At 71.1% G+C, this 23,103-nt stretch carries 38 protein-coding genes and 1 pseudogene; 30 read left to right on the top strand and 9 right to left on the bottom strand.

From position 1 onward, the window contains the following. Positions 1-30: 30 nt before the first annotated feature. Positions 31-1,866, bottom strand: coding sequence for a gamma-glutamyltransferase (gene ggt, locus ACIBTU_RS26370; protein WP_399128981.1), 1,836 nt, complete (start codon positions 1,864-1,866; stop codon positions 31-33). A 295-nt stretch (positions 1,867-2,161) separates the two neighbouring features. Beyond that, positions 2,162-2,605 carry a cytidine deaminase gene (locus tag ACIBTU_RS26365; protein ID WP_399128923.1) on the bottom strand — a complete coding sequence of 148 codons (444 nt, stop codon included), beginning with the start codon at positions 2,603-2,605 and terminating at the stop codon, positions 2,162-2,164. Between the two features lie 56 nt (positions 2,606-2,661). Here ACIBTU_RS26365 and ACIBTU_RS26360 point away from each other — a divergent pair, with 56 nt between their 5' ends. Both ACIBTU_RS26360 and ACIBTU_RS26355 read left to right on the top strand, forming a co-directional pair. After that, a complete protein-coding gene (locus tag ACIBTU_RS26360) occupies positions 2,662-3,135 on the top strand; it encodes a proline dehydrogenase (protein WP_399128922.1) in 474 nt (157 codons plus the stop codon). Positions 3,136-3,222: 87 nt separating this feature from the next. Continuing rightward, on the top strand, positions 3,223-3,864 hold the full coding sequence (locus ACIBTU_RS26355; protein WP_399128921.1) for a hypothetical protein: 642 nt from the start codon (positions 3,223-3,225) through the stop codon (positions 3,862-3,864). On the opposite strand, the gene ACIBTU_RS26350 is transcribed toward ACIBTU_RS26355, so the two are convergent. After that, the gene (locus tag ACIBTU_RS26350; protein WP_399128920.1) at positions 3,861-4,748 is read right to left on the bottom strand and encodes an NAD(P)-dependent oxidoreductase; all 888 of its coding nucleotides are present in this window, start codon (positions 4,746-4,748) and stop codon (positions 3,861-3,863) included. The two genes, ACIBTU_RS26355 and ACIBTU_RS26350, sit on opposite strands and share 4 nt — an antisense overlap. A gap of 96 nt (positions 4,749-4,844) precedes the next feature. Between ACIBTU_RS26350 and ACIBTU_RS26345 the strand changes: the two genes are divergently transcribed. Both ACIBTU_RS26345 and ACIBTU_RS26340 read left to right on the top strand, forming a co-directional pair. After that, complete coding sequence (locus ACIBTU_RS26345) at positions 4,845-5,195, top strand: winged helix-turn-helix transcriptional regulator (RefSeq protein ID WP_399128919.1); 351 nt, start codon at positions 4,845-4,847, stop codon at positions 5,193-5,195. A gap of 241 nt (positions 5,196-5,436) precedes the next feature. Next, positions 5,437-5,973, top strand: coding sequence for a DUF4232 domain-containing protein (locus tag ACIBTU_RS26340; RefSeq protein ID WP_399128918.1), 537 nt, complete (start codon positions 5,437-5,439; stop codon positions 5,971-5,973). 75 nt (positions 5,974-6,048) lie between these two features. Here the strand turns inward: ACIBTU_RS26340 and ACIBTU_RS26335 are convergent, their stop codons facing one another. The 6 genes and pseudogenes from ACIBTU_RS26335 to ACIBTU_RS26310 all read right to left on the bottom strand — a co-directional run bounded on the left by ACIBTU_RS26335 (position 6,049) and on the right by ACIBTU_RS26310 (position 10,567). Beyond that, positions 6,049-6,435 carry a hypothetical protein gene (locus ACIBTU_RS26335; protein WP_399128916.1) on the bottom strand — a complete coding sequence of 129 codons (387 nt, stop codon included), beginning with the start codon at positions 6,433-6,435 and terminating at the stop codon, positions 6,049-6,051. A gap of 170 nt (positions 6,436-6,605) precedes the next feature. Then, positions 6,606-7,275 (bottom strand): annotated as a pseudogene (locus tag ACIBTU_RS26330) (nucleotidyl transferase AbiEii/AbiGii toxin family protein). Then, on the bottom strand, positions 7,272-7,619 hold the full coding sequence (locus ACIBTU_RS26325) for a transcriptional regulator (RefSeq protein ID WP_399128915.1): 348 nt from the start codon (positions 7,617-7,619) through the stop codon (positions 7,272-7,274). The pseudogene ACIBTU_RS26330 and the gene ACIBTU_RS26325 overlap by 4 nt, the downstream one beginning before the upstream one ends. 266 nt (positions 7,620-7,885) lie before the next feature. Then, positions 7,886-8,146: a cold-shock protein gene (locus ACIBTU_RS26320; RefSeq protein WP_399128914.1), complete on the bottom strand. Its 261-nt coding sequence runs from the start codon at positions 8,144-8,146 to the stop codon at positions 7,886-7,888. A gap of 299 nt (positions 8,147-8,445) precedes the next feature. Continuing rightward, complete coding sequence (locus tag ACIBTU_RS26315) at positions 8,446-9,717, bottom strand: tyrosine-type recombinase/integrase (protein ID WP_399128913.1); 1,272 nt, start codon at positions 9,715-9,717, stop codon at positions 8,446-8,448. A 493-nt stretch (positions 9,718-10,210) separates the two neighbouring features. Then, the gene (locus ACIBTU_RS26310) at positions 10,211-10,567 is read right to left on the bottom strand and encodes a helix-turn-helix domain-containing protein (RefSeq protein ID WP_399128912.1); all 357 of its coding nucleotides are present in this window, start codon (positions 10,565-10,567) and stop codon (positions 10,211-10,213) included. Between the two features lie 282 nt (positions 10,568-10,849). On the opposite strand from ACIBTU_RS26310, the gene ACIBTU_RS26305 reads away from it, so the two are divergent. The 26 genes from ACIBTU_RS26305 to ACIBTU_RS26180 all read left to right on the top strand — a co-directional run bounded on the left by ACIBTU_RS26305 (position 10,850) and on the right by ACIBTU_RS26180 (position 23,102). Further along, entirely contained in the window at positions 10,850-11,164 is a 315-nt protein-coding gene (locus tag ACIBTU_RS26305; protein WP_399128911.1) for an XRE family transcriptional regulator, read from the top strand. After that, positions 11,148-11,372, top strand: coding sequence for a hypothetical protein (locus ACIBTU_RS26300; RefSeq protein ID WP_399128910.1), 225 nt, complete (start codon positions 11,148-11,150; stop codon positions 11,370-11,372). Before ACIBTU_RS26305 ends, ACIBTU_RS26300 begins: the two co-directional genes overlap by 17 nt. 87 nt (positions 11,373-11,459) lie before the next feature. After that, entirely contained in the window at positions 11,460-11,813 is a 354-nt protein-coding gene (locus ACIBTU_RS26295) for a hypothetical protein (protein WP_399128909.1), read from the top strand. Then, entirely contained in the window at positions 11,806-12,165 is a 360-nt protein-coding gene (locus ACIBTU_RS26290) for a hypothetical protein (RefSeq protein WP_399128908.1), read from the top strand. The genes ACIBTU_RS26295 and ACIBTU_RS26290 overlap by 8 nt, the downstream gene beginning before the upstream one ends. Before the next feature lie 121 nt (positions 12,166-12,286). Beyond that, entirely contained in the window at positions 12,287-12,895 is a 609-nt protein-coding gene (locus tag ACIBTU_RS26285) for a hypothetical protein (RefSeq protein WP_399128907.1), read from the top strand. Beyond that, positions 12,892-13,164, top strand: coding sequence for a hypothetical protein (locus ACIBTU_RS26280; RefSeq protein ID WP_399128906.1), 273 nt, complete (start codon positions 12,892-12,894; stop codon positions 13,162-13,164). The genes ACIBTU_RS26285 and ACIBTU_RS26280 overlap by 4 nt, the downstream gene beginning before the upstream one ends. Further along, on the top strand, positions 13,161-14,006 hold the full coding sequence (locus tag ACIBTU_RS26275) for a hypothetical protein (RefSeq protein WP_399128904.1): 846 nt from the start codon (positions 13,161-13,163) through the stop codon (positions 14,004-14,006). The genes ACIBTU_RS26280 and ACIBTU_RS26275 overlap by 4 nt, the downstream gene beginning before the upstream one ends. An 18-nt stretch (positions 14,007-14,024) precedes the next feature. Further along, a complete protein-coding gene (locus tag ACIBTU_RS26270) occupies positions 14,025-15,074 on the top strand; it encodes a hypothetical protein (RefSeq protein ID WP_399128902.1) in 1,050 nt (349 codons plus the stop codon). After that, a complete protein-coding gene (locus ACIBTU_RS26265) occupies positions 15,071-15,886 on the top strand; it encodes an exonuclease domain-containing protein (RefSeq protein ID WP_399128901.1) in 816 nt (271 codons plus the stop codon). The genes ACIBTU_RS26270 and ACIBTU_RS26265 overlap by 4 nt, the downstream gene beginning before the upstream one ends. Continuing rightward, complete coding sequence (locus ACIBTU_RS26260; protein ID WP_399128899.1) at positions 15,883-16,335, top strand: phiSA1p31-related protein; 453 nt, start codon at positions 15,883-15,885, stop codon at positions 16,333-16,335. The genes ACIBTU_RS26265 and ACIBTU_RS26260 overlap by 4 nt, the downstream gene beginning before the upstream one ends. Further along, positions 16,332-16,949: a crossover junction endodeoxyribonuclease RuvC gene (locus ACIBTU_RS26255; protein ID WP_399128898.1), complete on the top strand. Its 618-nt coding sequence runs from the start codon at positions 16,332-16,334 to the stop codon at positions 16,947-16,949. The genes ACIBTU_RS26260 and ACIBTU_RS26255 overlap by 4 nt, the downstream gene beginning before the upstream one ends. After that, a complete protein-coding gene (locus ACIBTU_RS26250; RefSeq protein WP_399128897.1) occupies positions 16,946-17,221 on the top strand; it encodes a hypothetical protein in 276 nt (91 codons plus the stop codon). The genes ACIBTU_RS26255 and ACIBTU_RS26250 overlap by 4 nt, the downstream gene beginning before the upstream one ends. A gap of 3 nt (positions 17,222-17,224) precedes the next feature. After that, the gene (locus tag ACIBTU_RS26245) at positions 17,225-17,662 is read left to right on the top strand and encodes a hypothetical protein (RefSeq protein ID WP_399128895.1); all 438 of its coding nucleotides are present in this window, start codon (positions 17,225-17,227) and stop codon (positions 17,660-17,662) included. After that, complete coding sequence (locus tag ACIBTU_RS26240) at positions 17,659-18,009, top strand: hypothetical protein (RefSeq protein WP_399128894.1); 351 nt, start codon at positions 17,659-17,661, stop codon at positions 18,007-18,009. The genes ACIBTU_RS26245 and ACIBTU_RS26240 overlap by 4 nt, the downstream gene beginning before the upstream one ends. A 12-nt stretch (positions 18,010-18,021) precedes the next feature. Then, a complete protein-coding gene (locus ACIBTU_RS26235) occupies positions 18,022-18,783 on the top strand; it encodes a hypothetical protein (RefSeq protein WP_399128892.1) in 762 nt (253 codons plus the stop codon). A gap of 2 nt (positions 18,784-18,785) precedes the next feature. Beyond that, the gene (locus ACIBTU_RS26230; RefSeq protein WP_399128891.1) at positions 18,786-19,412 is read left to right on the top strand and encodes a hypothetical protein; all 627 of its coding nucleotides are present in this window, start codon (positions 18,786-18,788) and stop codon (positions 19,410-19,412) included. After that, on the top strand, positions 19,409-19,618 hold the full coding sequence (locus ACIBTU_RS26225) for a hypothetical protein (RefSeq protein WP_399128890.1): 210 nt from the start codon (positions 19,409-19,411) through the stop codon (positions 19,616-19,618). The genes ACIBTU_RS26230 and ACIBTU_RS26225 overlap by 4 nt, the downstream gene beginning before the upstream one ends. Then, positions 19,615-20,565: a hypothetical protein gene (locus tag ACIBTU_RS26220; protein ID WP_399128889.1), complete on the top strand. Its 951-nt coding sequence runs from the start codon at positions 19,615-19,617 to the stop codon at positions 20,563-20,565. The genes ACIBTU_RS26225 and ACIBTU_RS26220 overlap by 4 nt, the downstream gene beginning before the upstream one ends. Continuing rightward, entirely contained in the window at positions 20,562-20,747 is a 186-nt protein-coding gene (locus ACIBTU_RS26215; protein ID WP_399128888.1) for a hypothetical protein, read from the top strand. The genes ACIBTU_RS26220 and ACIBTU_RS26215 overlap by 4 nt, the downstream gene beginning before the upstream one ends. After that, positions 20,744-20,941 (top strand): hypothetical protein, encoded by a 198-nt coding sequence (locus tag ACIBTU_RS26210; protein WP_399128887.1) that lies wholly within the window; start codon positions 20,744-20,746, stop codon positions 20,939-20,941. Before ACIBTU_RS26215 ends, ACIBTU_RS26210 begins: the two co-directional genes overlap by 4 nt. Before the next feature lie 10 nt (positions 20,942-20,951). Continuing rightward, positions 20,952-21,329 (top strand): hypothetical protein, encoded by a 378-nt coding sequence (locus tag ACIBTU_RS26205; RefSeq protein WP_399128886.1) that lies wholly within the window; start codon positions 20,952-20,954, stop codon positions 21,327-21,329. Continuing rightward, positions 21,326-22,207 carry a hypothetical protein gene (locus ACIBTU_RS26200; RefSeq protein ID WP_399128885.1) on the top strand — a complete coding sequence of 294 codons (882 nt, stop codon included), beginning with the start codon at positions 21,326-21,328 and terminating at the stop codon, positions 22,205-22,207. Before ACIBTU_RS26205 ends, ACIBTU_RS26200 begins: the two co-directional genes overlap by 4 nt. Further along, entirely contained in the window at positions 22,204-22,539 is a 336-nt protein-coding gene (locus ACIBTU_RS26195) for a hypothetical protein (protein ID WP_399128884.1), read from the top strand. The genes ACIBTU_RS26200 and ACIBTU_RS26195 overlap by 4 nt, the downstream gene beginning before the upstream one ends. Then, positions 22,536-22,823: a hypothetical protein gene (locus ACIBTU_RS26190; RefSeq protein ID WP_399128883.1), complete on the top strand. Its 288-nt coding sequence runs from the start codon at positions 22,536-22,538 to the stop codon at positions 22,821-22,823. The genes ACIBTU_RS26195 and ACIBTU_RS26190 overlap by 4 nt, the downstream gene beginning before the upstream one ends. Next, positions 22,823-22,945, top strand: coding sequence for a hypothetical protein (locus tag ACIBTU_RS26185; protein WP_399128882.1), 123 nt, complete (start codon positions 22,823-22,825; stop codon positions 22,943-22,945). The genes ACIBTU_RS26190 and ACIBTU_RS26185 overlap by 1 nt, the downstream gene beginning before the upstream one ends. 10 nt (positions 22,946-22,955) lie before the next feature. Further along, positions 22,956-23,102, top strand: a complete 147-nt coding sequence (locus ACIBTU_RS26180; RefSeq protein WP_399128880.1) for a hypothetical protein — start codon at positions 22,956-22,958, stop codon at positions 23,100-23,102. The last annotated feature ends 1 nt before the right edge of the window (position 23,103 follow it).

Here is a 23,103-nt window from a genome sequence, read left to right as displayed (position 1 = left end):
CACTTGCTTGCTTACGTACTCAGCCCGCGCTCACCGCTGCTCGCGCACCACCATCGCCGAGCCGCCACCGCGCCGCTCCGGCTCCGCGACCGCGGTCACCGATCCGTGCGGGCCGAACTCCAGCGCCGCGACCGCCCCGATCTCGGGCGAGGGCGTGAACGCCTCCGGGGCGAGCACGAAGTGGTGCCCCAGGGCCTCCAGGGCCGGGGCCTGGGGCGAGTCGAGGAACGCCGGCTCGGCCTCCGTCGTGGCGCGGTTGCGCTGCGAGATGCGGGGCGCGGCGACCGCCTCGGGCAGGGACATCCCGAGGTCGATGCGGTCGACCAGGGTCTGCAGCACGGTCGTGATGATGGTGGCGCCGCCCGGCGACCCCACCGCGAACTGCGGCTCACCGTCGCGCAGGACGATCGTCGGGGACATGCTGCTGCGCGGCCGCTTGCCGGGACCGGGCAGGTTCGGGTCCGGGACGCCCGGGGTCAGCGGCGCGAAGTCGAAGTCGGAGAGCTCGTTGTTGAGCAGGAACCCGCGCCCCGGCACCGTGATCGCGGAGCCGCCGGTCTGCTCGATGGTCAGGGTGTACGAGACGACGTTGCCCCAGCGGTCGGACGCGACGAGGTGCGTGGTCGACGGGCCCTCGTGCGGTTCCTGAGCGCCGGTGCCGCGGACGCAGCCCTGGCCGGAGCCGTGCGGGGCGCGCGGGTCGCCGGGGGCGAGCGGGCTGGTCAGCGCCTTGTCGGGGCGGATCAGGCAGGCACGGTCCTTGGCGAACTCCTTGGACAGCAGTCCGGCCGTCGGTACGTCGGAGAACGCCGGGTCGCCCACCCACCGGTTGCGGTCCGCGAACGCGATGCGGCTCGCCTCCAGGTAGTGGTGCAGCGCCTGGGTGCGGCCGCCGGCGGACAGGTCGTAGTTCTCGAGGATGTTCAGGGCCTCCCCGACGGTGGTGCCGCCGGACGACGAAGGCGCCATGGAGTACACGTCGGAGCCGCGGTACGTGGTGTGCGTCGGGGTGCGCGGGATCGCCCGGTAGTCCGCGAGGTCCGAGAGCTCCATGGACCCGGGCCGCACGTGGCGCGTCGAGCCCTCGGCGACCGGCGGATGCTGCACCGTCCGCACCACGTCCCGCCCGACGGCCCCGCCGTTCATGGCGCCGGCGCCCTCGTGGGCGAGCTGCCGGTAGGTGCGCGCCAGATCGGGGTTCCGGAAACGCGAGCCGACGACGGGCAACTCGCCGCCCGGCAGGAAGAGTTCGGCGGTAGAGCTGAAGTCCCGGAACCGCTTCTCGTTCATCGCGGTCTGCGCGCGGAACTCGTCGTTGACCACGAACCCCTGCTCGGCGATCCGGGTCGCGGGCCGCAGCGCCTGCCGCAGGGGGACGGTGCCCCAGTCGTCCAGCGCCTTCTGCCAGGTCGCCGGGGTGCCCGGAACACCCACGGACAGACCGGAGTTGACGACCTCGTCGAACGGCAGCGGCTTCCCGGTCGCCGGGTCCCGGAACGCGTCCGGCCGCATCCGCGCCGGCCCCGTCTCCCGCCCGTCGATCGTCTTCACGGTCCGGCTCGCGGCGTCGTAGTACACGAAGTACCCGCCGCCGCCGATGCCCGCCGAGTACGGCTCGACGACCCCGAGCGCGGCAGCGGTGGCGACCGCCGCGTCGACGGCGTTGCCGCCCTTGCGGAGCACGTCGAGCCCGGCCTGCGAGGCGTACGGGTTCACACTGGACACCGCGCCGCCGCTGCCGGTGGCGACGGCCTGCTTGGCGGGAGGACTCGCCTCCGGCCGGCCGGTGTCGGCACTGGCGGGGGGACTCAGTACGGGGAGCAGGAGCGCGGCCGCGCAGGCGGCGGCGCCCGCGCTGTGACGCACAGCGTGACGGACAGCCATCATCGGTGAAGCCTCCGAAGATCAACGGCGAGGGAACCGCCGCCGACCCTGACAGCGTCCGGCCAGGTCAGCAACGAGGCGCGAGAAGATTTGCGTGAGATCTGAGGTTCCTGACGAGTAACCGGATCCGTACGATCCGCCCGCTCGGCTCACGCCCCCGACAGCGGCTACTCAGACCCCGCCTGCGTACCCTGCGCGCCGGGCCCGGCACACCCAGCCTCACCGGCCGCCAACACCTGCTCCCCGTACGACCCTTCAGGCGCCCGCTGGATGTCCTCTACTCGGAATGCTGCGCGTACGAAGGCCACTTGCCGTCGTTGAACTGCGCGGCCCAGTAGTGGGGATGCAGCTCGGCGAGTGTCCGGGCCTCCCATCGGGTGGGATCGTCCGGACGCGGCACGGCGACCTCCACCTCCGGCCCCCAGAGCGCGAGCCGCTCCTGACACACCCCGCAGGGCGGCAGGATCAGCACCCGCCCGTGCTCCAGATCCCGGCAGACACAGACGGAGGCGGTGACGGCCCGGTCCAGGGTGTAGGCCTGGACGAAGGCGCCGGTCTCCTGGCAGAGGGCGACGGACGCGTGCATGTTGTCGAGCCCCACGCTGGTGAGGATCCCGCCGTCGGCGACCCGTACGGCGGCGGCCCCACCGGGCTCCCCGGCGGGCCAGCGCCGGTCCATGAGCGCGAGAGCGGCGTCGACCAGTTCCTGATCAAGTCCCATGCGGCGAGTGTGTCACCAGCCGCCCAACTCGACTCCCCCGTAGGCAGAATGAGGCCATGGACGCTGGACTGGCCGCACTGCTCGGCGCCGCCGCGGGTTCGCTCGCCACCCTCGGCTCCGCGATGGTCACCGGACGCGCGGCGGCGCGCGCCCAGTTCGACCAAGGGCGCCGGCAGCACCGCAGGGAGGCGTACGCGAACTACCTCGCGGCGCTGTACGACCGCGATGTCGCCCTGGACGCGGTGCGCGAGGCACTGCGCGGCGACCGCCCCGACCCGCGGGAGGCCGAGGAGAAGCTGGAGCACTTCAGGGACCGGACGCGCGCCGTCCACCGAGCGGCCGAGTCCGTCCTCCTCGAAGGCCCGCCCTCGGTGGTGGAGGCGCTCTACCGCACGGTGCACGCGGCGGACGATCTCGCGGAGGTCGTACGACGGATGGCCCGCGACGCCCGCGCGCGGGCGACACCTCCCGAAGGGAAGCGGACACGGCACTCGCCGCCCGGCGCGAACACCTCGCCTACCAGGCGGTGAAGGGCCTGCGGGCGGCGGCAGCGGAGGTCCTGGACAGAACGAGGGTGTGACCGGCGGCTTGTCGTACCCCGTGGTTACGCTGCGGGAATGAACGCGATGTGGGATGCCCTGGCCGCGACGCCCCTGCCGGAGGTGCGGCGGCGTGCGGCCGTGATGGACGAGCTCGCCGAGGTCGCACCGGTGACGGTGGCCGGTGCGCGGAGGCTGGCCTGGAACGACGGGGGAGGCCAGTCCGCGGTCTGGTACTTCGCGGAGGACGGCCGCGTCCTGCTGCTGACCTTCGACCACGAGACGGACCTGAACCTGTACGCCGAGGAGGACTACGCCCTTCAGGAGTCCCTCTACGAGGGCGTACCCGAGGACCTCGTCGCCCTGGTCCGCGACCAGCCCGAGAACTACGAGTCGCTGAACCTGACGGACTCCGCGACGGGCCGGAGCATCCACTACGCGGGCGGCGTCTTCTGGTACGACGGCACGCGCTGGCACGTGTCCGACGGCCTGGCGAAGTACGGCGAGGGCGAGGGCCTGGACCTGTGGACCGAGTCCGGCTTCGACTACTGCCTGGACGGCTACCTCTTCGGCCAGCACTTCACCCCGGAGACCGTCGTGGCGAACCGGGACGAGGACGGGCAGTACGAGGACGAGAAGGAGAAGGAAGCGGCCCTGCGCGAGCTGCGCGAGGTCTTCGCCCGGCACGGTCAGGCCCTCGGGCCGACGGTCCGGCCCTAGCGGCGGGCCAGGACCTCCGCGATCCGGGAGAACCCGTCCGTGCCGTGGCCCAGTGCCACCGTGCGGCGGGCCAGCCCCTCGGCGGCGCGCATCACACCGGTGTCGATGCCGTGGGACTCGGCGGCGTGCACGACGTGGGTCATCGTCGACACCGCGGAGGTCAGCGGATTGCCCTCGCCGGAGTAGGAACCGTTCTCGATGTCGTCGGCCGTCTGCTGGAAGATCGCCGGGAGGATCGCACCGATCCCCTGTGCGAACGGGGCCAGTTCACGGGGCGAGACGCCTTCCGCCCGCGCCAGGGCCAGCGCGTGCACGTAGCCGGTCATCGAGGTCCAGAAGATGTCGAGCAGCGCGATGTCGTAGGCCGCGGCGCGTCCGACGTCCTCGCCGAGGTGGGTGTGGCTGCCGCCCAGGGCGTCGAGCACCTGCCGGTGCTCGCCGTACAGCTCCTGACCACCGCTGAAGAGCAGCACCGCCTGCCGCGTACCGATCGTGGGCGTCGGCGTCATGACGGCGCCGTCGAGATAGCGGATGCCGTGCTCGTCGGCCCAGCGCCCGGTGTCCCTGGCCCGGTCCGGGGTGTCGGCGGTCAGGTTCACCAGGGTGCGGCCCTTGAGCGCGGCGGTGACGGTGTCCTGGCGCAGCACCGCGTCCGTGGCGTCGTAGTTCACCAGGCACACCACGGTCTGCGGACTCGCCGCGACCGCCTCCGCGGCGCTCGCGGCTCCGATCGCCCCGCGCTCGACGAGCTCGCGGTCCCGGCCCGGGGTGCGGTTCCACACAGTGATGGGCACTCCGGCGGCCACGAACGCGCCGGCCAGCGCACGGCCCATCGGGCCCAGCCCGATCACCGTGACGGCGGTGGACACGAGGGAAGAAGACATGACGGAACTCCCTTGTACGTAGGGTGAGAAGACGAAGGTGAGAAAGACGAAGGCGGGAAAGACAGGCCGCGCCGACGGGTGGGAAGGAGCGGGGAGATGACACGCGTGCGGGTCGACGATCCCGATGTCTGCGGGGTGGCCGTGGCGGTCGCCGCCATCGACGGCAAGTGGAAGACGCTGCTGCTGTGGCTGCTCGAGGCCGGCCCGCACCGCCCCGGTGAGCTGCGCCGCAAGGTCCCGCGGATCAGCGAGAAGGTGCTGACCCAGACCCTGCGCGAGATGGAGTCGGACGGGCTCGTCCACCGCGAGGTGTACGACGTGGTGCCCCCGAAGACCGTCTACTCGCTCACCGAGTCCGGCCTCGAACTCTCACAGGCACTGGCCCCCCTGTCCGACTGGGGCCACCGCCGCCTGGACCGACTCACCGCCGACCGCCCCGCGCCCTGACCCCTGACCCCTGATCCCTGACCTCTGATCCCGGAACCCGGTCCTCCTCCCCGCCTCTCCCCGCTCTGGTTCCCGGCCGAGATCAGGCTCTCCCGGCGCGGCGGAGGCGACAAGTACCCACAAAAAGGTGGGTGTCGTTTGATGTCGATTTGCGCAACCGCCGGACCCGGGGGAACCGTCTAAGAAGGTGACCCCTCAGCCGTCGGGGTCGGTCACTTCGAGTGATGGAGGCGTACATGCCATGTTCCGCTCCTCATCTCCCTCGTCCCGCCTCCCCTCCCGCGTCACGGCCGTCACACTGACCGCTGTCCTCGCCGGACTGGGAGCCGCCGGAACCGCGTCGAGCAGCCCGCCGGCCGCAGCCGCGGCCCCGACCTCGGGCAGCCCGCGGACCTGCGCACTGAGCGATCTCTACCTCTCCATGGGGCGCAAGGAAGGCGCGGCGGGCTCGCTCTACTGGACCGTCCGGTTCACGAACACCAGCACCACCAGCTGCTCCCTGCGCGGCTACCCGGGCGTCAGCGCCCTCGACACGGCCCACCGCCAGATCGGCCCGGCCGCCCACCACACCGGCGAGCACTACTCCACGGTCAGGCTCGCCCCCGCCCACTCCGCCTCCGCGGTGATCCGGACGACGAACGGCCCCCTGGGCGGCCCCTGCCTGCCCACCGGCACCTACCTGAGGATCTACCCCCCGGGCTCCTACCACGCGACCCTCGTCCCGGCCCACTGGACCATCTGCTCCCACCTCTTCGACGTCAGCCCGATCAAGGCGTAGGCGGCACGGCACAGGCCGCTTCCTCCGGCAGGCAGGAACTTCCGGACCGGCGGAGGCTCCGGCAGGCAGACTCCCTCACTCCTCGCCCGGCGGAATGAGTCGGTCGGCGCTCTCGGCGTCGTCCACATGTCCGTGCGCGTCGACAGTGATCGGAGTGGCTCGCCCCTGGGAAGTGACGAGCCATGCGAGTACCTGCTCGGTCAACGGACCGTTGTCCGGTCCCTCGTCCTTCCAGTAGGCGCGCCAGCCGCTTCCCGGTATGGCGGCGACCACTTGGTCGGCTCGCTCCAAGTGGGAGAAGTCCGGGTAGTCCGTCACGGGCCGGCGGGTTCCTCGCTGAGGATCGACGACCAGGGCAATGCCGGTCGCCGCGTCCCACGCGTCCACGTCCACGGTCCGGCCGATCATCGTCTCAGTACCGGTGAAGAGCGCGAGCCAACCCGTCGCGTTGAAGTAGTGCATGGCGCCATCGTTCCGGGCAGCGGCCCGATCGCCCACTGCTTTCGGTGGAACGTGAGCTTGGGAATCACCGGCGCCCGGCTTGGCCACTCGCTGTCTGACCTGCGACGGATGAGGCACGACCAGCTCCCTCGGAGATGCGGCGCTGCCTCCGCGTGTCCGATGCCCGGTGATCAGTCGTCGGGTGGGCTTTCCGCTTCCTGGAGTCTCTCGGCGATGTCATCGGCCCACTCCTGAGCCCACCCGCGCAGCTCGATGGTCTGCTGGTCATCGAGGCCGTAGGCCGCGAATTCGGTGTCATCGATCCAGTCCGAGCCGGCGAGCCGCGCCTGAAGGTCGGAGAGGTCGAAGCTGTCACGGGCGTGGCGCCGGCCGAGCTCTTCGAGCTCGGTGTGACTCCAGCGATCCGTTGCCGCTCGGACATCGATCAAGTCACGTGCCAAGCCCCGGTCTGCCAGCGCGCGAACCTTCGTGCCGACCACGTCCTCCAGGGAAAGCACCAAGCCGTGCGGAGTCTGCACAGGCGGACGCCAGAGTGCTTCCTTGAGGACATCGACCTCGCACCTCGCCGGTGGAGGTGTCGGTCACGATCAGCCGCGCGGACAGCGGGTCGGTTTCCAACGCTCGTACCTGCCAGCCGCGTTGTTCCAGACCGGCGCGCACGGAGGCGGCGATCTTCTCCATCGGCTCCGGGTTCTCGGTGGCAACGTCGAGGTCCTTGCTGAGCCGGTCGACCAGTCCGTGTGCCTGGACGGCGTAGCCACCCGTGAGCACGAGCGGGTAGGCCTCACCCACGGTGAGGACGTCCGCGAGGAGCCGCCGGTGCAGTTCCGTGAGATTCACGCAGCAGCCTGGACGTCGGGCGTCAGTTCGCCGAAGGCGTCCTCCCAGACATCGCGGATGTCCCGGCTGATCAGCGTGCGCAGGACGGGCCACATGGCGACGAGCAGTTCCCGGTTCAGGTAGTGGACCAGGCCATCGTGCTGCCCTTCGGCCAGCACGATCCGATAGCAGCCCATCCGCAATCGGGGCTGGTCGAGGTCGAACCGAGTCAGGCCGGACCACGCGAGGTGCAGCGGAAGGTCGACGTGGCCGTGGGTGGGGCCGCCGAGCTCTGAGAGCTTGGCGGGGAGCCGCCTGGCAAATCTGGTGCGGCGAAGCTCGGGGACGCTGGGCGTGGCTGCCATGCCTTGATTATTCCGCAGGAGAGCGAGGCGATCCCGTGTTTCCGGCACAGGTAACACCCGACTCAGAGCTTTTGCCCGCCTGACCTGCGAGGGAGCGGTTTGGTGCCCCCCCGTCGATGGTTCGATCACCGCCGCTCCCCGCTGTTGCCGGCCCAGCCCACCTGGCGGGTCCGGCACGGTCGACCACCGGGGTCCGATGGGGACTGCTCATGATGCCGATCGTGCGTCAACGCGTGCGACCACCCCGTGAGCCGCCTCTTACCAGGTCAGACGGGCCTCGGGGTGATGCTGACCGCGCGGTAGTCGTATCCGTCCTGCTTGAAGCCGGGTGCTTCCCAGGTGAGGTCGACCTGTTGCCCGGGTGACAGCGTGCGAAAGCCGGGTGCCTGGATGTCGGCGTAGTGGCCGAAGCACCCTCCGGGAGTCTGGGGTGAGTCGAGCACACCCCATCCCTCCTCGTCGTACCACTCCCGCACCGTCGCGGTCACGACTGCGAGGGTCTTACGGGTCCCCCTGCGGCGACTCATCTGCCTCTCCCTTTCGTCCGGCCCACAAGATCACAAAAGGCCTGACCGATTGTCAGGAGTGAACGTCAAAGGCCACCTACCAAGATCGGTAGGTGGCCTTTTCGGTTGTGCCCCCGGCAGGATTCGAACCTGCGACACCCGCTTTAGGAGAAAACGTAGATCGTTTTCCTGTCTCGCCGAGGTTCGCCGAGACTCGCCGAGTGTCCCTGACAAGGGCTCTGACGTGCACTTTCGTGTTTCACCGAGTCTCGCCGAGGCTCGTCGAGGGGGGATTGTGGACTCTATGTGGACTCTCAAGATCAACCGGCCCTGAGCATTCGAACACCGGCCGTCTCAGGCGCCATGACCGCCCGCACCCTCGCCGCGACGTCCTCGGGCGAGTGCTGGTAGATCCACGTCACCTTCGAGCCGCGATCGTGCCCCATGACGGTCTGAGTGTCCTTCTCGTCGATCCCGAGTTCCTTGAGCCACGTCGCGAACACGTGCCGCAGATCGTGCACCCGCGGCCACCACTCCGTACGGCCCGTCTCCGGGTTCGTCACCTCCCGCGCAAGGCCGGCCGCCTGAATGGCGGGCACCCACGTGCGACGGAAGTTGTGCCGCGTGAGTACACCGCCCTGCGGGCCGCGGAACACGAGCTCCTTGGGGGCGAGCTTGTACGGGTCGTCGCCGATCGGCGTCACGGTCTCCGCGGGTCGCCACCGCTTCACCATCGTGCGGACGGCGTCGGCCGCGGCCGGGGTGAGCGGAACCGTCCGGAACCCGGCCACCGACTTCGGCGCAGCCTTCCGGAACAGCTTCCCGTTGTCCTCACTGAGCACCTCTTTCACCTTGAAGTGCTGAGCTTCGAGATCGACGTGCTCCCACCGCAGCCCGGTCGCCTCACCCCACCGCAACCCCGTCTCCTCGAGGAAGACCACGATGGGTTGGTAGTACATCGGGATGTGCCGACGGATGAGCGCGCACTGTTCCTTGGTCGGCGGCCGCAGCTCGTCGGCGTGCTTCTTCGGCGCCGCCTCGAGGTCGACCTCGGCGGCCGGGTTGAACGGGATGCGCTTCCCGTCCTTGACCGCGCCGCGGAGCATCATGTTCAAGAGCTCCAGACACTTCTTCTTCGTGTGGTAGCCCTTGACCTCGTTCGTGAGCCAGTTCTGCAACTCCATGTGTTCGAGGTCGCACAGCCTCCATGCGCCCCACTTCGGCTTGATGTGCACGGTCCAGTTGGAGACCTTGCGGTTCGTCGTGGTCACCGCGCGCTTCGGCTGGCTCGGCCACCACTTGTCCCACCAGTCCGCGAGCGTGATCTCGCCGCGCACGGGGTCGTTGTACGTCCGGCGCCGGACGCGAGTGCGGACGTCGTCGAGGAAGTCGTCGGCCTCGCCCTTCTTCGCGAAGTTCTTCGCCTTCTGCTTCCCGGCCGGGTCGCGGTACCGGGCCTGCCACGAGCCGATGCAGTCGCGCCGGCGCTTGCGCTCCCCGTGCTGCTCGGCCGGGAACTCCTCGAGGCACAGGGCGCACCCGCAGGACTTCGAGCGGAGCTGACGGGGGTTGTTGGATGCTCTACGAGGCATGGCGGTGCCTCACTTCTGTCGAGTCGGTATTTGGCCTCGTCGAGGCCGGAGTGATCGGCGTCAAGGGATCACCTCAGAGTGTCGTCGCTGCTGCGGTACGCGGGGGAGCAGTGCTATCGGCTCCCCGCACCAGCAGCGTGCACCGTGACGGCCCTGTGCGATGTGGAGTTCGGCCAGAACGGCGCGAACGGCACAGAGCACGTAGGGGTCGTGCAGCTCGCTCGGGATGGTGATCAGGCCCCTTGCCGCGTCGTACGGCTCGTCGAGCTCAAGGCGCGGCGCGTACTGGACACGGATACACATGGGCTCCCCCGAAGGCATGGCTGACTACTGGTCCGCTCGAGGGGGAGGACTCGGGCACGCGCTCGAAGCTACCGCGTATCCGTGGAATATGCAGCCACTCTAGGCAACTTCTGTGCCGGTAGCCTCACCGTGAGTGATTGGCTCCACTTAGCGGAGACTCTCGAACCGCCGTCGGGGTTGTACGGGGCCGCTAGGAAGAGTGCTTGTTGCTGTCCGCGAGCGCGGTCGCCTGAATCTCGAGCATCCGCTGTTGATCCTCGGTGAGCTGGTCGAAGACGTCGAGCAGACGTTGCTTCGCGTCGGGCGATAGGGGCGCCGGCGCTTTGCGGCCGGCGGCTGCGGTGAGCCGCTGTACCGAGTACTTCGGGAACGCTGAGGACAGTTGGCGGATCGCGTCATCCCGCGGGGTCCGCTTGCCCGCGAGCCAGGTACTCACGGTGGACGGGGAACCGTTGATCGCGCGCGCGACGTCCGAGCCGTTGACCTTGTAGGCGGTCATCAGCTCGGCGAGTACCTGCGCGAATGTCTCGGTGTCCGTGTCGTTCACGGGCATAAGAGTGCCGCCCACCTTCTACTTTTCGCAAGCGAAAGTAGAAGCCCGGCGGAGCTTTGGCGTGTTCTTTAGGGGCGCACGCAGCCTCCCCGCTGTGCGCTCCCCGATGTGCATATGCCACGACTGTAGAACAAGTTTTCGAGTACCGCAGGTTACCCCGCAGTCACCCGGCGAGTCTCGGCCGTTCTCGTTGACAAGGCTGTGACTGTGACTGTAGAAACGTCACATCGCTTCGGTTCGGAGCGACTCACAGCCATCACCCGGCACGAGGTCCACATGCCCAAGCTGCACCGCAAGAGCGACGGCCAGCCACTACGGGACGCCATGCAGGCCGCCGGCCTGTCCATCACTGGACTTGCCGACGCGACCCGCCGGGCCGACCCGAAAGGCAAGGGAGTGAGTAGCTCCACCGTCGGCCGCCTCGTAGGGCGCGGGAAAACCTCCCGCGATTCCTGCGACTGGCGGACGGCGTGGGTCATCGCCGAAGCGCTGCACGAAAGGACCCCCGCGCCGCTGCAAGACCTGTTCGCCATGCCCTCACATTTGACTGTGACAGTAGAAAGGTCAAGTCGCGATGCCGAAGAAGGTTGACCGAGTCACCACGCTGCCCGCCGGCCTTGTGCCGCTGCTGACGCAGCGCGAGATCGAGACGTACTACGGCGTCTCCGACTGGCAGATCCGCCAGTGGATCGAGGCCGGCATGCCCGAGGAGCCGTTCGCGGGCCGCGGCCGCCGCTTCTCCCTCGCGAAGTGCGAGGCGTGGCACGCCGCGCAGATCGAGCTCGCCGCCACCGCCTAGACGAAGACGGGGCCGCTTCGGGCTGGACCCCGAACACGACCCCTCGGCCAACCCCTCACCCACCAATCCGAAAGTGAGGCGATCGCCGTGATCGCACAGACTACCCGCGCACCGCGCAGCGACTACGAGCTGACGAGCGACAACAGGCACGCCGTCGAGACGACGCTCTCGTACCTCGCGCTCCCCGCCCCGACGCTCGTCGCCCGCCCCGACGCCGTACACATCACCGTCAACGACGTCGACGACCTCAGCGCGTGGATGTTCCACCTCGGCGGCGAGATCCACCGCGGCCCGAGCGCCGACGGCGCGTCGCTGTGGACGCTGAGCACCACCACCCCGGCCCGCGCGAACGGCTCGACCGTCGCGATCCTCGTGCACGCCGCCGTCGTCGACGGCGACGCCGTCCTCGTCGACGTCCGCCGGGCGGTGGCCAATGCCTAAGCGCACCGCGGCCGTTGACGGCCCCTTCCGCGTCTACGTCGAGCCGATCCCTACCGGCGTGACCCTCGACGTCGAGCACTTTGTCGAGCACGTCGTGCAGCACGTCCTCGAGGCGCTGCTCGGCGACGAGTACGGCGACCGGTTCGACGAGGTCGCCGAGGGGCGGCCGGCCGACCCGCACGAGGTGACCGAGCCGCAGTTCGAGGCGCTCGTCGCCGACCTGACCGCGGTGGTCGGCACGAAGTTGCCGGTGTACGGCTGGCAGGTGTTGCGGCTCGCGAACCGGCTGCTCGCGCACACCCCGTCGCCGTCGATCCCGCGGCAGCACGTCGAGGGCGGTGCGGCCGCATGAGCGAGCGCCACAACCCCCGCACGTGCCCGCAGTGTTGCGAGCTGCGCCACCCGTCCATGAGCCGCGTGCGCAAGGCCGTACAGGCTGCGATGCCGCGCCCGCGCAAGGGCGGTGCGGCCGCATGAAGAACACCTATCGCGACGAGTGGCGAGTGATCGTCACCATCACGCCCCGCCGCCCGGCCGACCTCGGGCTCGCCGGCGTCGACGAGCTCGCCGAGTTCGTCGCCGTCTCCGGCCCGATCGAGGTCGTCGTGCTGCCCCGCCGCCTCGGCTCCCTCGGGTTCGCGTCCGTGAGCGACCGGCTCGCGAGCGGCGATGTCGAGGGCGACTACCAGCGCCGCTGCGTCGAGCTGCTCGCCGAGCTGCTGCGCATGCCGCACGTGATCGAGGGCCGCGTCGCCTGCACCGAGACTCACACGTGCTCGCACTGCGGGCTCGGGTGGGAGGAACTGACCGCCGACGAGGCGGCCGACCCCGAGTCGCGGCTCGACGAGCACAGTGTCGAGGGCGAGCCGGTGTGCTGCGAGCAGTCGGTCGCCGAGTTCCGGACCGAGCGGGGCGTTCCCGCCGAGGTGCCCGGCCCGGCGACGTCGATCCGTACCGAGGCGACCCTCGTCGGTTGGCGGGTGCGGTGGCAGCAGAACGGCCGCCGCCGAACCAAGTCGCTGCCGACGAAGCGCGACGCTGACCTGTTCGCGAGCTCGCTCGCCGAGGGCGGTGCGGCATGACTCGACTCGACGACGCCCGCACCGCCGCCCGCGAGTACCTGAAGCTCATGATCGGCGACGCGTGGCCCGAGTGGCGCACGTGCTACAGCACCGACGGCACCGAGATGCCGTCCGGGATCGCCCCGGTGTGCCCCGACGAGGGCCACGAAGAGGACGACGGCACGGTCTACAACTGCTGTCCCGAGCCGGTCCTCGAGGTCGAGACGTACCCGCTCGCCGAGTACCTCGTCGCGCTGCTCAACTCCGACCGGCCGGGCGGTGCCGAGTGACCGACCCGAAGCACGCCGTCGCCACCGAGCGGGGTCGCTACTACCGCGACCCCGCCGGGGGCCCGGACCTGATCAGCGTCACGAACGCGCTCGGCTCGATCCACAAACCGGCGCTCGTGCCGTGGGCGGCCGGCATGACGGCCGATGCCGTCATCGCCGACCCGATCGCGACCGCCCACCGGGCACGCACCGAGCCGACCGAGCTGCGGAAGGAACTCATCGCGGTCTCACGGCAGTACAGCGAGCGGGCGAAGAACCTCGGGACGCGGGTGCACGTGCGGGCCGTGTCGCTCGTGCTGAACACCCCGCACCCGCACGACGAGGAAGTCGAGCCGTTCGCCGTGCAGTTGGCGGCATGGTTCCGCCTGTGGCGCGTCGACTTCGGCCGCGACGTCGAGGCAGTCGAGACGACCGTGATGCACCGCAAGGCGGGATACGCGGGCACGGGCGATCTGTGGATCTGGCTGCCGACCGGCCGGTTCCGACGGCGGCAGTTGTGGCTCGTCGACTACAAGACGAGCGGGAAGAAGCCGGACGGCACCGTGAAGCCGGACGACACCGTCTACGACGAGCAGCCCTTGCAGCTCGCCGCACTGCGGCACGCGCCCGAGTGGCTGCTGCCGGACGACACGAGCGAGCCCGCGCCGCGGGTGCACCGTACGGCGCTGCTCAACCTGCGGCCGCGATCGCACCGGTTCATCGAAGTTCCCTCCGGCCGTGCGGAGTTCCGCGGATTCCTCGGCGCGATGCGTGCCCGTCAGTACCTCAACGAAGTGCCCTCGGAGTACCCCACGGTCGTTCCGCCGTGGGCGCCGGGCGCAGACCAGCGAAAGGCAGCGTGACCCATGGGATCGCGCATCATGACCATGAAGCGACAGGGCGCCGAGCTCGGTCGCATCCGCACCGGTTACAGCGTGCCCAGCAACGGCAAGCGGCCGCGCCCGGTCCGCTCCGAGACGTTCGTGCTCTCGTCGCACTCGCGGGACTACATCGCACGGGCCGCCGAACTGTACGGCGGCGAGCCCGAGGCATGGACCCCGCAGGGCCAGAAGATCGCTCAGCACCGGGTCATTACGCAGGCCCGCGAGCTGCGCGCGATCCTGCCGCCCGGCGACCCGCTGTCGCAGGCAAACGAGCTGTGGACCGGCGGCGGCTGTGCGCGGCGGTGCGACGGGATCACCGAGGAATTCACCCGTCGCCCGTGCCTGTGTCTCGCCGAGCACGGTGAGGCGTGGCACGAGCAGCCGGCCGGGTCGGTGTGCAAGCCGACGTCGCGTATCAACGTGATGTTGGCCGACTTGCCCGACTTCGGCGTCTGGCGGCTGGAGACGCACAGCTACTACGCCGCCGACGCCATGGCGGGCGGGATCGACGCTGTGCTCGCGGCGACCGACGGCAAGTCGCCGATGCCGCTGCGGGTGTGGATCGAGCAGCGGTCGGTCGTGCGTCGCGGGAAGACGAAGAACTTCCCGGTCGTCATGGTCGTGCCCGCCATTCCGTCGCTGCGCCAAGCCCTGTCGGGCCCGCTGTCCATGGCGGCCGCGCTCGACCCGAGCACCCTCGACCGCCCGGCGATCGCGGCGGCCCCGGTCGAGCGGCCCGACTACCTTGCCGACGCCCGCGGCTGCTCGACGGCCGACGAGGTGCGGCAGGTGTGGCGACGGGCGAACGAGGCGGGGCACGTTGCCCGCGACGGGTCCGACGAGCTGTCGCGCGATCTCATGCAGATCGCTGCGGACATCGAGAAGGGGATCGACCCGCGGACCGGTGTTGTCGAGGACGACGACCAGGACGACGAGGCCGTGCCGGACGACGACGGGGTGTACGACGCCGAGGTCGTCGACGAGGGCAACGCAGAGCCGCCCACCGCGTGGCCGGCCGTCGCGCAGCCCGGCGGGGGTGCGGCATGACCGCATGGCACCTCGGGCGCCTGTGCGCGTTCGACCTCGAGACGACCGGCACGGACGTCGAGGCTGACCGCATCGTGACCGCCGCGGCGTACGGGCTCGGCGGCGGCGAGCCGGTCGAACCGCGCGACTGGATGCTCGACCCCGGCGTCGAGATCCCCGCCGAGGCAACGGCCGTGCACGGCATCACGACGGACGAGGCCCGCACCAAGGGTGAGCCCGCGCCGGGCGGCGTCGACCACATCGCCGACGTGCTCGCCGAGTACGTGCGCGCCGGGGTCGCCGTCGTCGGGCACAACACGCCGTACGACTTCACGCTGCTCGACCGCGAGTGCCGCCGCTACGAGGTGCCGACGCTGCTCGACCGGCTCGGCGAGACGCCGCTGCACGTGATCGACACGCGGGTGCTCGATCAGCACGCCGACCCGTACCGCAAGCGTCCGTCGAAAGACCAGGGCGCCCGGCAGCTCGTCACGCTCGCGCAGGTCTACGAACTGCCGTGGGACGACGACGGCGCCCACGGTGCCGCGTACGACGCGGTGCTCGCTGCCCGGGTGGCGTACCGGATCGGGACGCTCGCGCACATGCCGCGCGACGACTGGCCCGAGCGCATCCGCACGGTTCGCCGGCCGCGCTACGGCGACTTCGCCGGGCTGTCGCTCGCCGAGCTGCACGCCCGGCAGATCGAGCTCGCCGCCGACCAGGCCGCGGGGCTCGAAGCCCACTTCCGCAAGACCGACCCCGAGGCGCGCGTCGACCGCGCGTGGCCGCTGCGCCCGTGGGCCGAGACCGATACCGAGGGGAATGCAGCATGAGTAAGGGGATCAGGCTCGTCGACCTCGACGAGCAGCACGTCGTCGTGATGCTCAGCACCGACGGCAAGGTCGAGGTGCTCGGCGACATGTGCACCGTCGGCGCGGCCGCGCTGCTCATGAGCGTCGCCCGGCAGCTCGTCGCCGAGCACGGTGTCGGCTCGTGCCGCCGCGAGCCGGAGCCGCAGCACGAGCGGCCGGCCGAGCCGCTGCACGCTCACGCGGGCAGCCTCGACCGCGAGGCGCGGGTGTGGACGGACGGCACCGGGCACGCGTGGGATCTCGCGCTTGCGTGGCGGGATGCGACCGACCAGTCGTGGCGGTGGCACGGCAGCGTCGACCGTCAGGGCGCGCCGATCATGCGCAGCGCCGACGGGTCGGTGTCCGAGCCGCTCGACGTCGTGCGCGCGGTGTACGGCCCGCTCGCCCCGGAGTTCGGGGGCGTGGCATGAGCGCGGGACTAATCGCGCCGGGCGCGGTGTCGCCGCTCGCCGACGTCGTCTCGGCCCCGGCCGGGGTCCGGGTGATCGGCCTTGATCTGTCGATCACGTCGACCGGCGTCGCGCTGCCGGACGGGACGACGTACCGGGTCAAGACCCGGGCGTCGGACGGTGACCGCCGTCTCCTGCACGTTCGTGAGGCGATCGCCGAGGATCTCGCCGAGCACCGGCCGCACCTCGCCGTGATCGAGGATCTTCCGACCAAGATGCACGCGGCCGCCCTGAAGATCATCGGGAAGCTGCACGGCGTCGTCGTCGGCGCGCTGCTCGACGCCGACGTGCCGTACGCGTACGTGCCCCCGGCCACGCTCAAACAGTTCGCGTGCGACAAGGGCAACGCCGACAAAGGGCAGTTGGCCGCGGCCGCCTATCTCGCGGCTGGCGCCGAGTTCGCCGACGACAAGGGCGGCGACCAGTGCGACGCGTGGTGGCTGCGCGCGGCCGGTCACGAGGCGTACGGCGCCCCGTTGTTCACCCTGCCGCGGGCGCAGCGCGACCGGCTGTCGGTCGTCGCGTGGCCGGACATGACGCCGCAGCGCGTCGCGCTCGGGATGCGGCAGCCGTGACCGGCCTCGGCCCGACGATCTGCGGCCCGTACCCGGGCTACGGGCTGCGGGTGCGCCTCGATCACGCGAAAGCGAAGTCCCTCGCGACCGCCGACTTCGCGTGCTCGTGCGGTCGGCCGGCCGAGGACGCGCTCGGTTACGAGGCCGTCGAGTCGCTCGTGATCCGGGCCGAGCGCCACATGCGGGACGAGTGCCCGAACCCCCACGTACGTAAGGCGGCCGCGCTGCGCAGCGCTCGCCGGATTCAGCAAGCCAGCAAGAAGAGGAAGTGACCCATGCCGAAGATCGACAAGAACGCGGACGTCGAGGTGAAGGTCGACAGCGGTTCGGCGTTCCTGCACGCCGCGCTCAGTGCCGAGCAGCGACGGGGGCTGTTCGAGCGGCCCGGCACGAGCGTCTTCGCGATCGTCCAACTCCGGAGTACCTCGTACACCGGGCACGCCGAGGGCGAAGAGAAGGACCCGCAGGTAAAGCTCAGGGTCACGCTCGCCGAGGTCGCACAGGACGAGCGGCAGGCACAGCTCGTCGCCGAGGTCATGCGGGCGATGATGCGCCGCCGAAAGATGGATCAGACCTTGGACGAGCTCGGTCCCGGCACCGTCGACGCCGAAAACGCCGTCGCCGAGGCGCTCGCCGCGCACCCGACCGAGGTCGAGTATCAGGCGCACCTCGACAGCAAGCGGGCCGGCAGCCGGGTCGAGCAGTACGGATGAGCCGCTACTCGCGCAGCAGCAACGGCGCCCGCCGCACGCGATGCCGGTGCGGCCGAACAGTTCTGCGGCAGCTCGTCGGACAGCGGGCGGCACTCGATGTGACCGCCGACGCCGATGAGTTGACCGCGGCCGCGGCCGCCGCGCTGCGCGAGCCGAACCGTCTCGACTGGTGCCTGCGCAAGCGGGCCGACGGGCCCGACCTGTTGTGGTCCAGCCCCTCTCACCGGGCCAACTGCCCGCACCCGCACGTGATCGACCACCAGTGCACCGCCCCCGCGGCCGGCCCGCCGCGCACCCGCACCGCCCGCACGTCCTCGGTCGCCGAGGGCCAACTCGCCCTCGTCTAAGGAGTCCACCCGATGCCCTGGTTCGTCATCGACGACAGCGCCCACACGCACCCGAAGATCGTGGCGACGCCGAACGCCGCGCTCGGGCTGTGGATGCGCTGCGGGTCGTACGCGGCGCAGCACCTGACCGACGGCGTCGTGCCCGCGGCCGTCGTGAAGATGTACGGCTCGAAGACGCAGGCCGCGAAGTTGGTCGCGGTCGGGCTGTGGCACGAGCACGGGCACACCTGCCCGCACGAGCGGTGCGCGCAGCCCGCCCCGGGCGACTACGCCATGCACGACTACCTCGAATACAACGACACGCGGGCGCAGGTACAGGGCCGTAAGCGCGCCGCCGCGGAGAAGAAGCGGCGGCAGCGCGCGGGCGGCGCCGGGGGCGACGGCGGACCGGGTGGCGGGCCGAGGCAGCCCCGGCTCAACGAGCCGCCGGCCGCAGGTCCGCGGCGGGCCCCGGCGGGGCCGATCCCGGCCGACTGGCAGCCCGGCGAGGCCGACGTGCGCGCGGCGCAGCTCGCCCGCGCCGACGCCGGACGCGAGCAGCTCACCGCGCAGCAACTCGGCGCAGTGACCCGCAAGTTCGTGCAGCGGCAGCTCGACGACCGGGCGTGCGCCGTGGCGTGGGGCGGCCGGTGGCAGCAGTGGGCCGAGAACGAGCGCACCGAGCCGCCGGGGGCGGGCGGGGTCGTCCTGCCGTTCGGCGCCGCTCAGCAGACCAAGGGACAGCAGCAGCGCGCCGGGCTGGCGGAGCTGCTCGGACAGACCGGGGAGGTCTGACGATGGACACGAACGACGTGATCAGGCTGCTCGGCGAGATCAGCCTCGTCGACGACCGGGTCGTGAAGACCGACAAGATCGAGCAGCGCGCGCAGGTCCACATGTGGGCGTCGGCGCTGATCGACGTTCCGTACGAGTTCGCGGGCGAGGCGGTCGGCCGGCACTACGCCGAGTCGGCGTGGCCGGTCATGCCGAAGGACATCACGGCGCGGTGGCGCGACACGATCCGGGACCGGATGCGCCGTCAGGTGGGCACGTTCGAGCCCGCCCATCACCCCGAGATCGACCCCGACGACCCGCACGGAAACGCGTTCGTCGCCGCGTTGCGTGCCGGGAACCGGGCAGTGATGACCGGGGCGGACGCCCCGCGCGAGCTGCCCGAACTCGTCGGCCGGGTCGGTCGGACCGTCGACGTCGCCCCGGCGAACGAGGGGTACCTCGCTGCGAAAGCCGCCCGGTACCCGAAGCGCGAGCGCCCGGCCGGGCCGCCCGAGCTCGCGGTGCACTGCCCCGCGTGCGGGTCGGCCGCGAACCGGCCGTGTCAGACGACGATGCGTGGCCGGCCGATGACCGGCACGCACCCCTCGCGCCGCGATGTGTATGAGGCGCAGCGGGGGGCCGTCGCGTGAGCCCGCACGTGCCGCCGATCGCGGACGCGTGCGCCGCGGTGATCGCGGCCGCGTTCTACGAGGCGCTCGTCGAGTACCCCCATGCCGATCCGGCCGTTCTGGCCCGTCATGCCAGCCAGCGCGCGGTGCGCGATCTGGAAGCGCAGGGCTGGCACATCCCCGCCGCAGCACAGCTTGCGGCCGTCTCCGAAGGAGTCTCCCGATGACCAACGACCGCACGCAGGCTGACCTCGGCCCGCTGTTCTTCGGCGGCCGGATCGTGCGTGCCGACGAACTGCTCGCGCCGCCGCGCCGGTTCGTGCTGCGCCGCCGCGTGGACGTGTCCGGTGTCAGTGGGACTGGTGACGTCGCCGACGGTGTGCTGTGGGCGGACGGCACGGCGTCGATCCGGTGGCGCGGCGAGCACCCGAGCGTCGTGTTCTGGGACCGGGGCCGTGTCTCGGTCGAGGCGATCCACGGTCACCAGGGCGCGACCGAGATCGTGTGGCTCGACCAGGACGACGAGCAGCCGGCCGACCCCGTCCTCGAGGAAGCGATCGCCCGGGCGCTGTCCGGCGCGGACACGTATCGGCAGCTCGAGGAGGGTGACGCCGAGCGGTTCGCCGAGGCGGTCGCGGCCGCGCTGCCCGGGTTCGCGGACCGGTCCGCCGTGCTGCGCGCGGCCGCCGACGTCCTCGACACGCTGCCCGAGGATGCGACGGTGTTCGACGCGGCAGAGCACCGGTACAAGGGTGGTGCGGCTGCCGAGCGGCTGCGCTCCATGGCGGCCGAAGCGGAGTCGGCCGACCGACCGGCCCCGTCGTTCGCCGGTCGCCCGGGCAACGGGCAGAGCGCCCGCGCCGACTTGCTCAACGCGTTCGCATCGTGGGGGTTCACGACCCGCTACGGGTCCCGCGAGGCCGCCGACCACATCCTCAGCAAGCACCGGAGCGAAGCCCTGGCCGAGGCCGCCGACTGGTTCGAGCGTGACTGCCCGGACTCGGGCGGCCCGATGAACCTCTGCATGTGCCACGCCTCCGAGCCGCTGCGCGCTTGGGCCGACGAGGCGCAGCAGCACGAGCCCGAGCCGCGCCGCATCCCGATTCCCGGCATCCCCGAGTGCGCCGCCGGGTGCCCGTGCCGCCGCGACACCGTCGAGGGGCAGCAGCCGTGATCATCCGTGACTTCGCCGACGCGTTCGGCGCGATCCTCTGGCGCTCGACCCTCGTCGTCGGCGCATCCGTCGCCGGGGCCGCCGCCCTGGTCGTGCTCGCCGTCGTACTCATCGCCGCCGCCGTCACCGGCAACGTGCCGCGCATTGGCCGGCGCCGCGAGCAGCCCGGGGAGCTGGGATGAGCATCTTCGGCCCCGACGACCTGGACGAGGACGACCTCGAAGCGCTCAGTGACCTCACCGAGGAAGACCTCGACGACCTGTACGACGACGACCTCGAGCTCGAGAACCCGCTCGACGGATACGCCCGCCCCGCAACGCGCGCCCCTCGGCTCGTCGACCCGTACCGCGAAGTCGTCGACCTGCGCCCCCTCTGACACGCCCGCCATGAACACCAGCGAGGACCACATGACCATCACCACACCCGAGCAGACCGACGCACGCGTCGAAGCGGTCTGCCGTGCCGCCCTCGACGAGATCCGCATGTGGCGCCACAAGCAGCCGCACAACGCCGCGCCGCAGTTCGCCGAGCTCGACAAGATCCTCGACCGGGCCGCCGTCGGCCGGATCGAGGCGCACCTCGGCGTCGACCTCCGCGAACCCCGCTCGCTGCCCGAGGCCGTCGCGGCGCATCACGCCCTGATCGAGCAGCGGCACCGCATCATCACCGACGCGCATCACGCATGGGACCTTGCCGAGGCGAACGCGATCCGGGCGATCGACCGGTTCCTGCCCGCGGCCAGCCGCAAGGGCGGTGCCGCGTGAAGAAGCACCCCAAGCACGACGCGGTCGCGCGGCTGCTGCGCGAAGGGCTGAGTAACACCGAGATCGGGCGCCGACTGCACGCCGACAAGCACGTCGTCGGCCGAATCCGGAGCGAGCTCGGGCTGCCGAGCATCGTGCAGCGCGTTCCGTCCCTCGAGGAGAAGTGGGCGGCGAACACTCGGGTCGTCGACGGCGGTCATGTCGAGTGGACCGGTTCCCGGGGCACGTGCAGCGGAACGCCCGTGATGAAGTACCGAGGCAAGTCGTGTGCGCCGGCTGGGGTCGCGTTCCGAATGCGGACCGGCCGCGACCCGCAGGGCTACGTCACGGCGACGTGCGAGCGGAAGCACTGCGTCGCACCGGATCACGTGCAGGACGAGGTCGAGCGGGCCGCAGCCCGGATCGCGCTGCGGCCGGGGCCGCCGCCGAGCGGCAAGTGCCGGTGGGGACACTCGTGGGCCCAGTACGTGCGGTATGAGCCGGACGGCACCGCGTACTGCGACCGCTGCAAGTACCTGTCGAAGTACCCCGACCAGGACGACCGCGCCGACCGGCTGCCGACGAGCGGCCGTATGCGCTCGGGCGCCACGGTGGGCGAGCTGCTGCGCCGCTATGCACAGCCTGTGGACGACGGGCACGTCGTGTGGACGGGCACGCTGTCGAACGGCACCCCGACCATGTGGGTGCAGCGCTCGGCCGTCTCGGTGGCGCGGGCTGTGTTCGAGGAGCACAACGGCCGCACGCCCGAGGGGTTGGTGCTGCGGGCGTGCGACGTGCTGCTGTGCGTCGCGGGCCCGTGCATGCACGACCGTCCCATGCGCGAGCTCGCCCGTCGTACCGACGCGCTGTACGCCGCGATCTTCGGGGCCGCAGCATGACCGGGCTCGTCGCCCTGGTCGCCGCGGCCGGCGTGTTCGCCGCCGGGTATGCGGCCGCCCACGTGCGGCCCCTGCACCGCGCCGACAACTGGGCATGGGAACAGCTCTACCAGCGGGCCGAAGACCTGCGCGTCGGGCCCGCCCCGCGCCGCCTCGGCTGGTACGCCGCGCAAGTCGTGTTCGCCGTCGAGATCGCCGCGATTTTCACCGTGCATCCGCGCCGCACCGCGCATCGGTGGCGCCACCGCAACGACCCGCCGCCGACCCGCAGCACGGCCGTCCGGATCACCCCTACCCGCCCCGCCGACACCGAACAGGAGCACCCCGCATGAACGAGCAGCAGATACCCGAACTGCCCGAGGACGACGTCGAGTACACCGTCGAGGCGCACCTGAACGCCGACTCGCGCGGCAAGGTCCGGGTGTGGGTGCCCATGGCGTTCCATCTGGACACGCCGGCCGCCGCCCACACCGCGCGCGAGCAGATCGCGGCCGAACTGCCCGGCGTCGACTGCCGGGTGCTGCGGTGGACGTCGACCGCGACAGTCGTCGACGACGCCGAGCTCGCCGCCGCGGTGCCCGCCACGGTGCGGCCGCTCGCCGAAAAGGCTGCCTGATGACCGAGGCCGTCGTCGTCCTGGTCGCGCTCGTCGCCGGGCACGCCGCATGCGTGCCGCTCGGCCGGTGGGCGTGCCACCGCGACCCCGGCCCCCTCCGCCCCCGCACCCCCGCTGAATAGGAGTCCGCCCATGAACGGCCCCGCCGACCCGCTCACGTCCCTTGCCGAGGCTGCGGTCGCCCTCCACGAGCTGTACGAGTCGCTCCGCGCCGCCGGATTCACCGAGGAACAGGCCCTCGACCTCGTCAAGTCAGCCATGCGAGGCCCGCAGCCCTGAC

Origin of the sequence: Streptomyces sp. NPDC050145 (assembly GCF_044460245.1) — a bacterium.
Lineage (GTDB): Bacteria > Actinomycetota > Actinomycetes > Streptomycetales > Streptomycetaceae > Streptomyces.
This window is presented reverse-complemented; position numbering and strand designations above follow the sequence as displayed.

What these genes read in the sequence shown, in the direction of transcription:
- ACIBTU_RS26365 (WP_399128923.1), bottom strand. Translation starts at nt 2,605, where the DNA reads ATGGGACTTGATCAGGAACTGGTCGACGCCGCTCTCGCGCTCATGGAC.
- ACIBTU_RS26360 (WP_399128922.1), top strand. Translation starts at nt 2,662, where the DNA reads ATGGACGCTGGACTGGCCGCACTGCTCGGCGCCGCCGCGGGTTCGCTC.
- ACIBTU_RS26355 (WP_399128921.1), top strand. Translation starts at nt 3,223, where the DNA reads ATGAACGCGATGTGGGATGCCCTGGCCGCGACGCCCCTGCCGGAGGTG.
- ACIBTU_RS26350 (WP_399128920.1), bottom strand. Translation starts at nt 4,748, where the DNA reads ATGTCTTCTTCCCTCGTGTCCACCGCCGTCACGGTGATCGGGCTGGGC.
- ACIBTU_RS26345 (WP_399128919.1), top strand. Translation starts at nt 4,845, where the DNA reads ATGACACGCGTGCGGGTCGACGATCCCGATGTCTGCGGGGTGGCCGTG.
- ACIBTU_RS26340 (WP_399128918.1), top strand. Translation starts at nt 5,437, where the DNA reads ATGTTCCGCTCCTCATCTCCCTCGTCCCGCCTCCCCTCCCGCGTCACG.
- ACIBTU_RS26335 (WP_399128916.1), bottom strand. Translation starts at nt 6,435, where the DNA reads ATGCACTACTTCAACGCGACGGGTTGGCTCGCGCTCTTCACCGGTACT.
- ACIBTU_RS26325 (WP_399128915.1), bottom strand. Translation starts at nt 7,619, where the DNA reads ATGGCAGCCACGCCCAGCGTCCCCGAGCTTCGCCGCACCAGATTTGCC.
- ACIBTU_RS26320 (WP_399128914.1), bottom strand. Translation starts at nt 8,146, where the DNA reads ATGAGTCGCCGCAGGGGGACCCGTAAGACCCTCGCAGTCGTGACCGCG.
- ACIBTU_RS26315 (WP_399128913.1), bottom strand. Translation starts at nt 9,717, where the DNA reads ATGCCTCGTAGAGCATCCAACAACCCCCGTCAGCTCCGCTCGAAGTCC.
- ACIBTU_RS26305 (WP_399128911.1), top strand. Translation starts at nt 10,850, where the DNA reads ATGCCCAAGCTGCACCGCAAGAGCGACGGCCAGCCACTACGGGACGCC.
- ACIBTU_RS26300 (WP_399128910.1), top strand. Translation starts at nt 11,148, where the DNA reads ATGCCGAAGAAGGTTGACCGAGTCACCACGCTGCCCGCCGGCCTTGTG.
- ACIBTU_RS26290 (WP_399128908.1), top strand. Translation starts at nt 11,806, where the DNA reads ATGCCTAAGCGCACCGCGGCCGTTGACGGCCCCTTCCGCGTCTACGTC.
- ACIBTU_RS26285 (WP_399128907.1), top strand. Translation starts at nt 12,287, where the DNA reads ATGAAGAACACCTATCGCGACGAGTGGCGAGTGATCGTCACCATCACG.
- ACIBTU_RS26280 (WP_399128906.1), top strand. Translation starts at nt 12,892, where the DNA reads ATGACTCGACTCGACGACGCCCGCACCGCCGCCCGCGAGTACCTGAAG.
- ACIBTU_RS26270 (WP_399128902.1), top strand. Translation starts at nt 14,025, where the DNA reads ATGACCATGAAGCGACAGGGCGCCGAGCTCGGTCGCATCCGCACCGGT.
- ACIBTU_RS26265 (WP_399128901.1), top strand. Translation starts at nt 15,071, where the DNA reads ATGACCGCATGGCACCTCGGGCGCCTGTGCGCGTTCGACCTCGAGACG.
- ACIBTU_RS26260 (WP_399128899.1), top strand. Translation starts at nt 15,883, where the DNA reads ATGAGTAAGGGGATCAGGCTCGTCGACCTCGACGAGCAGCACGTCGTC.
- ACIBTU_RS26255 (WP_399128898.1), top strand. Translation starts at nt 16,332, where the DNA reads ATGAGCGCGGGACTAATCGCGCCGGGCGCGGTGTCGCCGCTCGCCGAC.
- ACIBTU_RS26245 (WP_399128895.1), top strand. Translation starts at nt 17,225, where the DNA reads ATGCCGAAGATCGACAAGAACGCGGACGTCGAGGTGAAGGTCGACAGC.
- ACIBTU_RS26240 (WP_399128894.1), top strand. Translation starts at nt 17,659, where the DNA reads ATGAGCCGCTACTCGCGCAGCAGCAACGGCGCCCGCCGCACGCGATGC.
- ACIBTU_RS26235 (WP_399128892.1), top strand. Translation starts at nt 18,022, where the DNA reads ATGCCCTGGTTCGTCATCGACGACAGCGCCCACACGCACCCGAAGATC.
- ACIBTU_RS26230 (WP_399128891.1), top strand. Translation starts at nt 18,786, where the DNA reads ATGGACACGAACGACGTGATCAGGCTGCTCGGCGAGATCAGCCTCGTC.
- ACIBTU_RS26220 (WP_399128889.1), top strand. Translation starts at nt 19,615, where the DNA reads ATGACCAACGACCGCACGCAGGCTGACCTCGGCCCGCTGTTCTTCGGC.
- ACIBTU_RS26210 (WP_399128887.1), top strand. Translation starts at nt 20,744, where the DNA reads ATGAGCATCTTCGGCCCCGACGACCTGGACGAGGACGACCTCGAAGCG.
- ACIBTU_RS26205 (WP_399128886.1), top strand. Translation starts at nt 20,952, where the DNA reads ATGAACACCAGCGAGGACCACATGACCATCACCACACCCGAGCAGACC.
- ACIBTU_RS26195 (WP_399128884.1), top strand. Translation starts at nt 22,204, where the DNA reads ATGACCGGGCTCGTCGCCCTGGTCGCCGCGGCCGGCGTGTTCGCCGCC.
- ACIBTU_RS26190 (WP_399128883.1), top strand. Translation starts at nt 22,536, where the DNA reads ATGAACGAGCAGCAGATACCCGAACTGCCCGAGGACGACGTCGAGTAC.
- ACIBTU_RS26185 (WP_399128882.1), top strand. Translation starts at nt 22,823, where the DNA reads ATGACCGAGGCCGTCGTCGTCCTGGTCGCGCTCGTCGCCGGGCACGCC.
- ACIBTU_RS26180 (WP_399128880.1), top strand. Translation starts at nt 22,956, where the DNA reads ATGAACGGCCCCGCCGACCCGCTCACGTCCCTTGCCGAGGCTGCGGTC.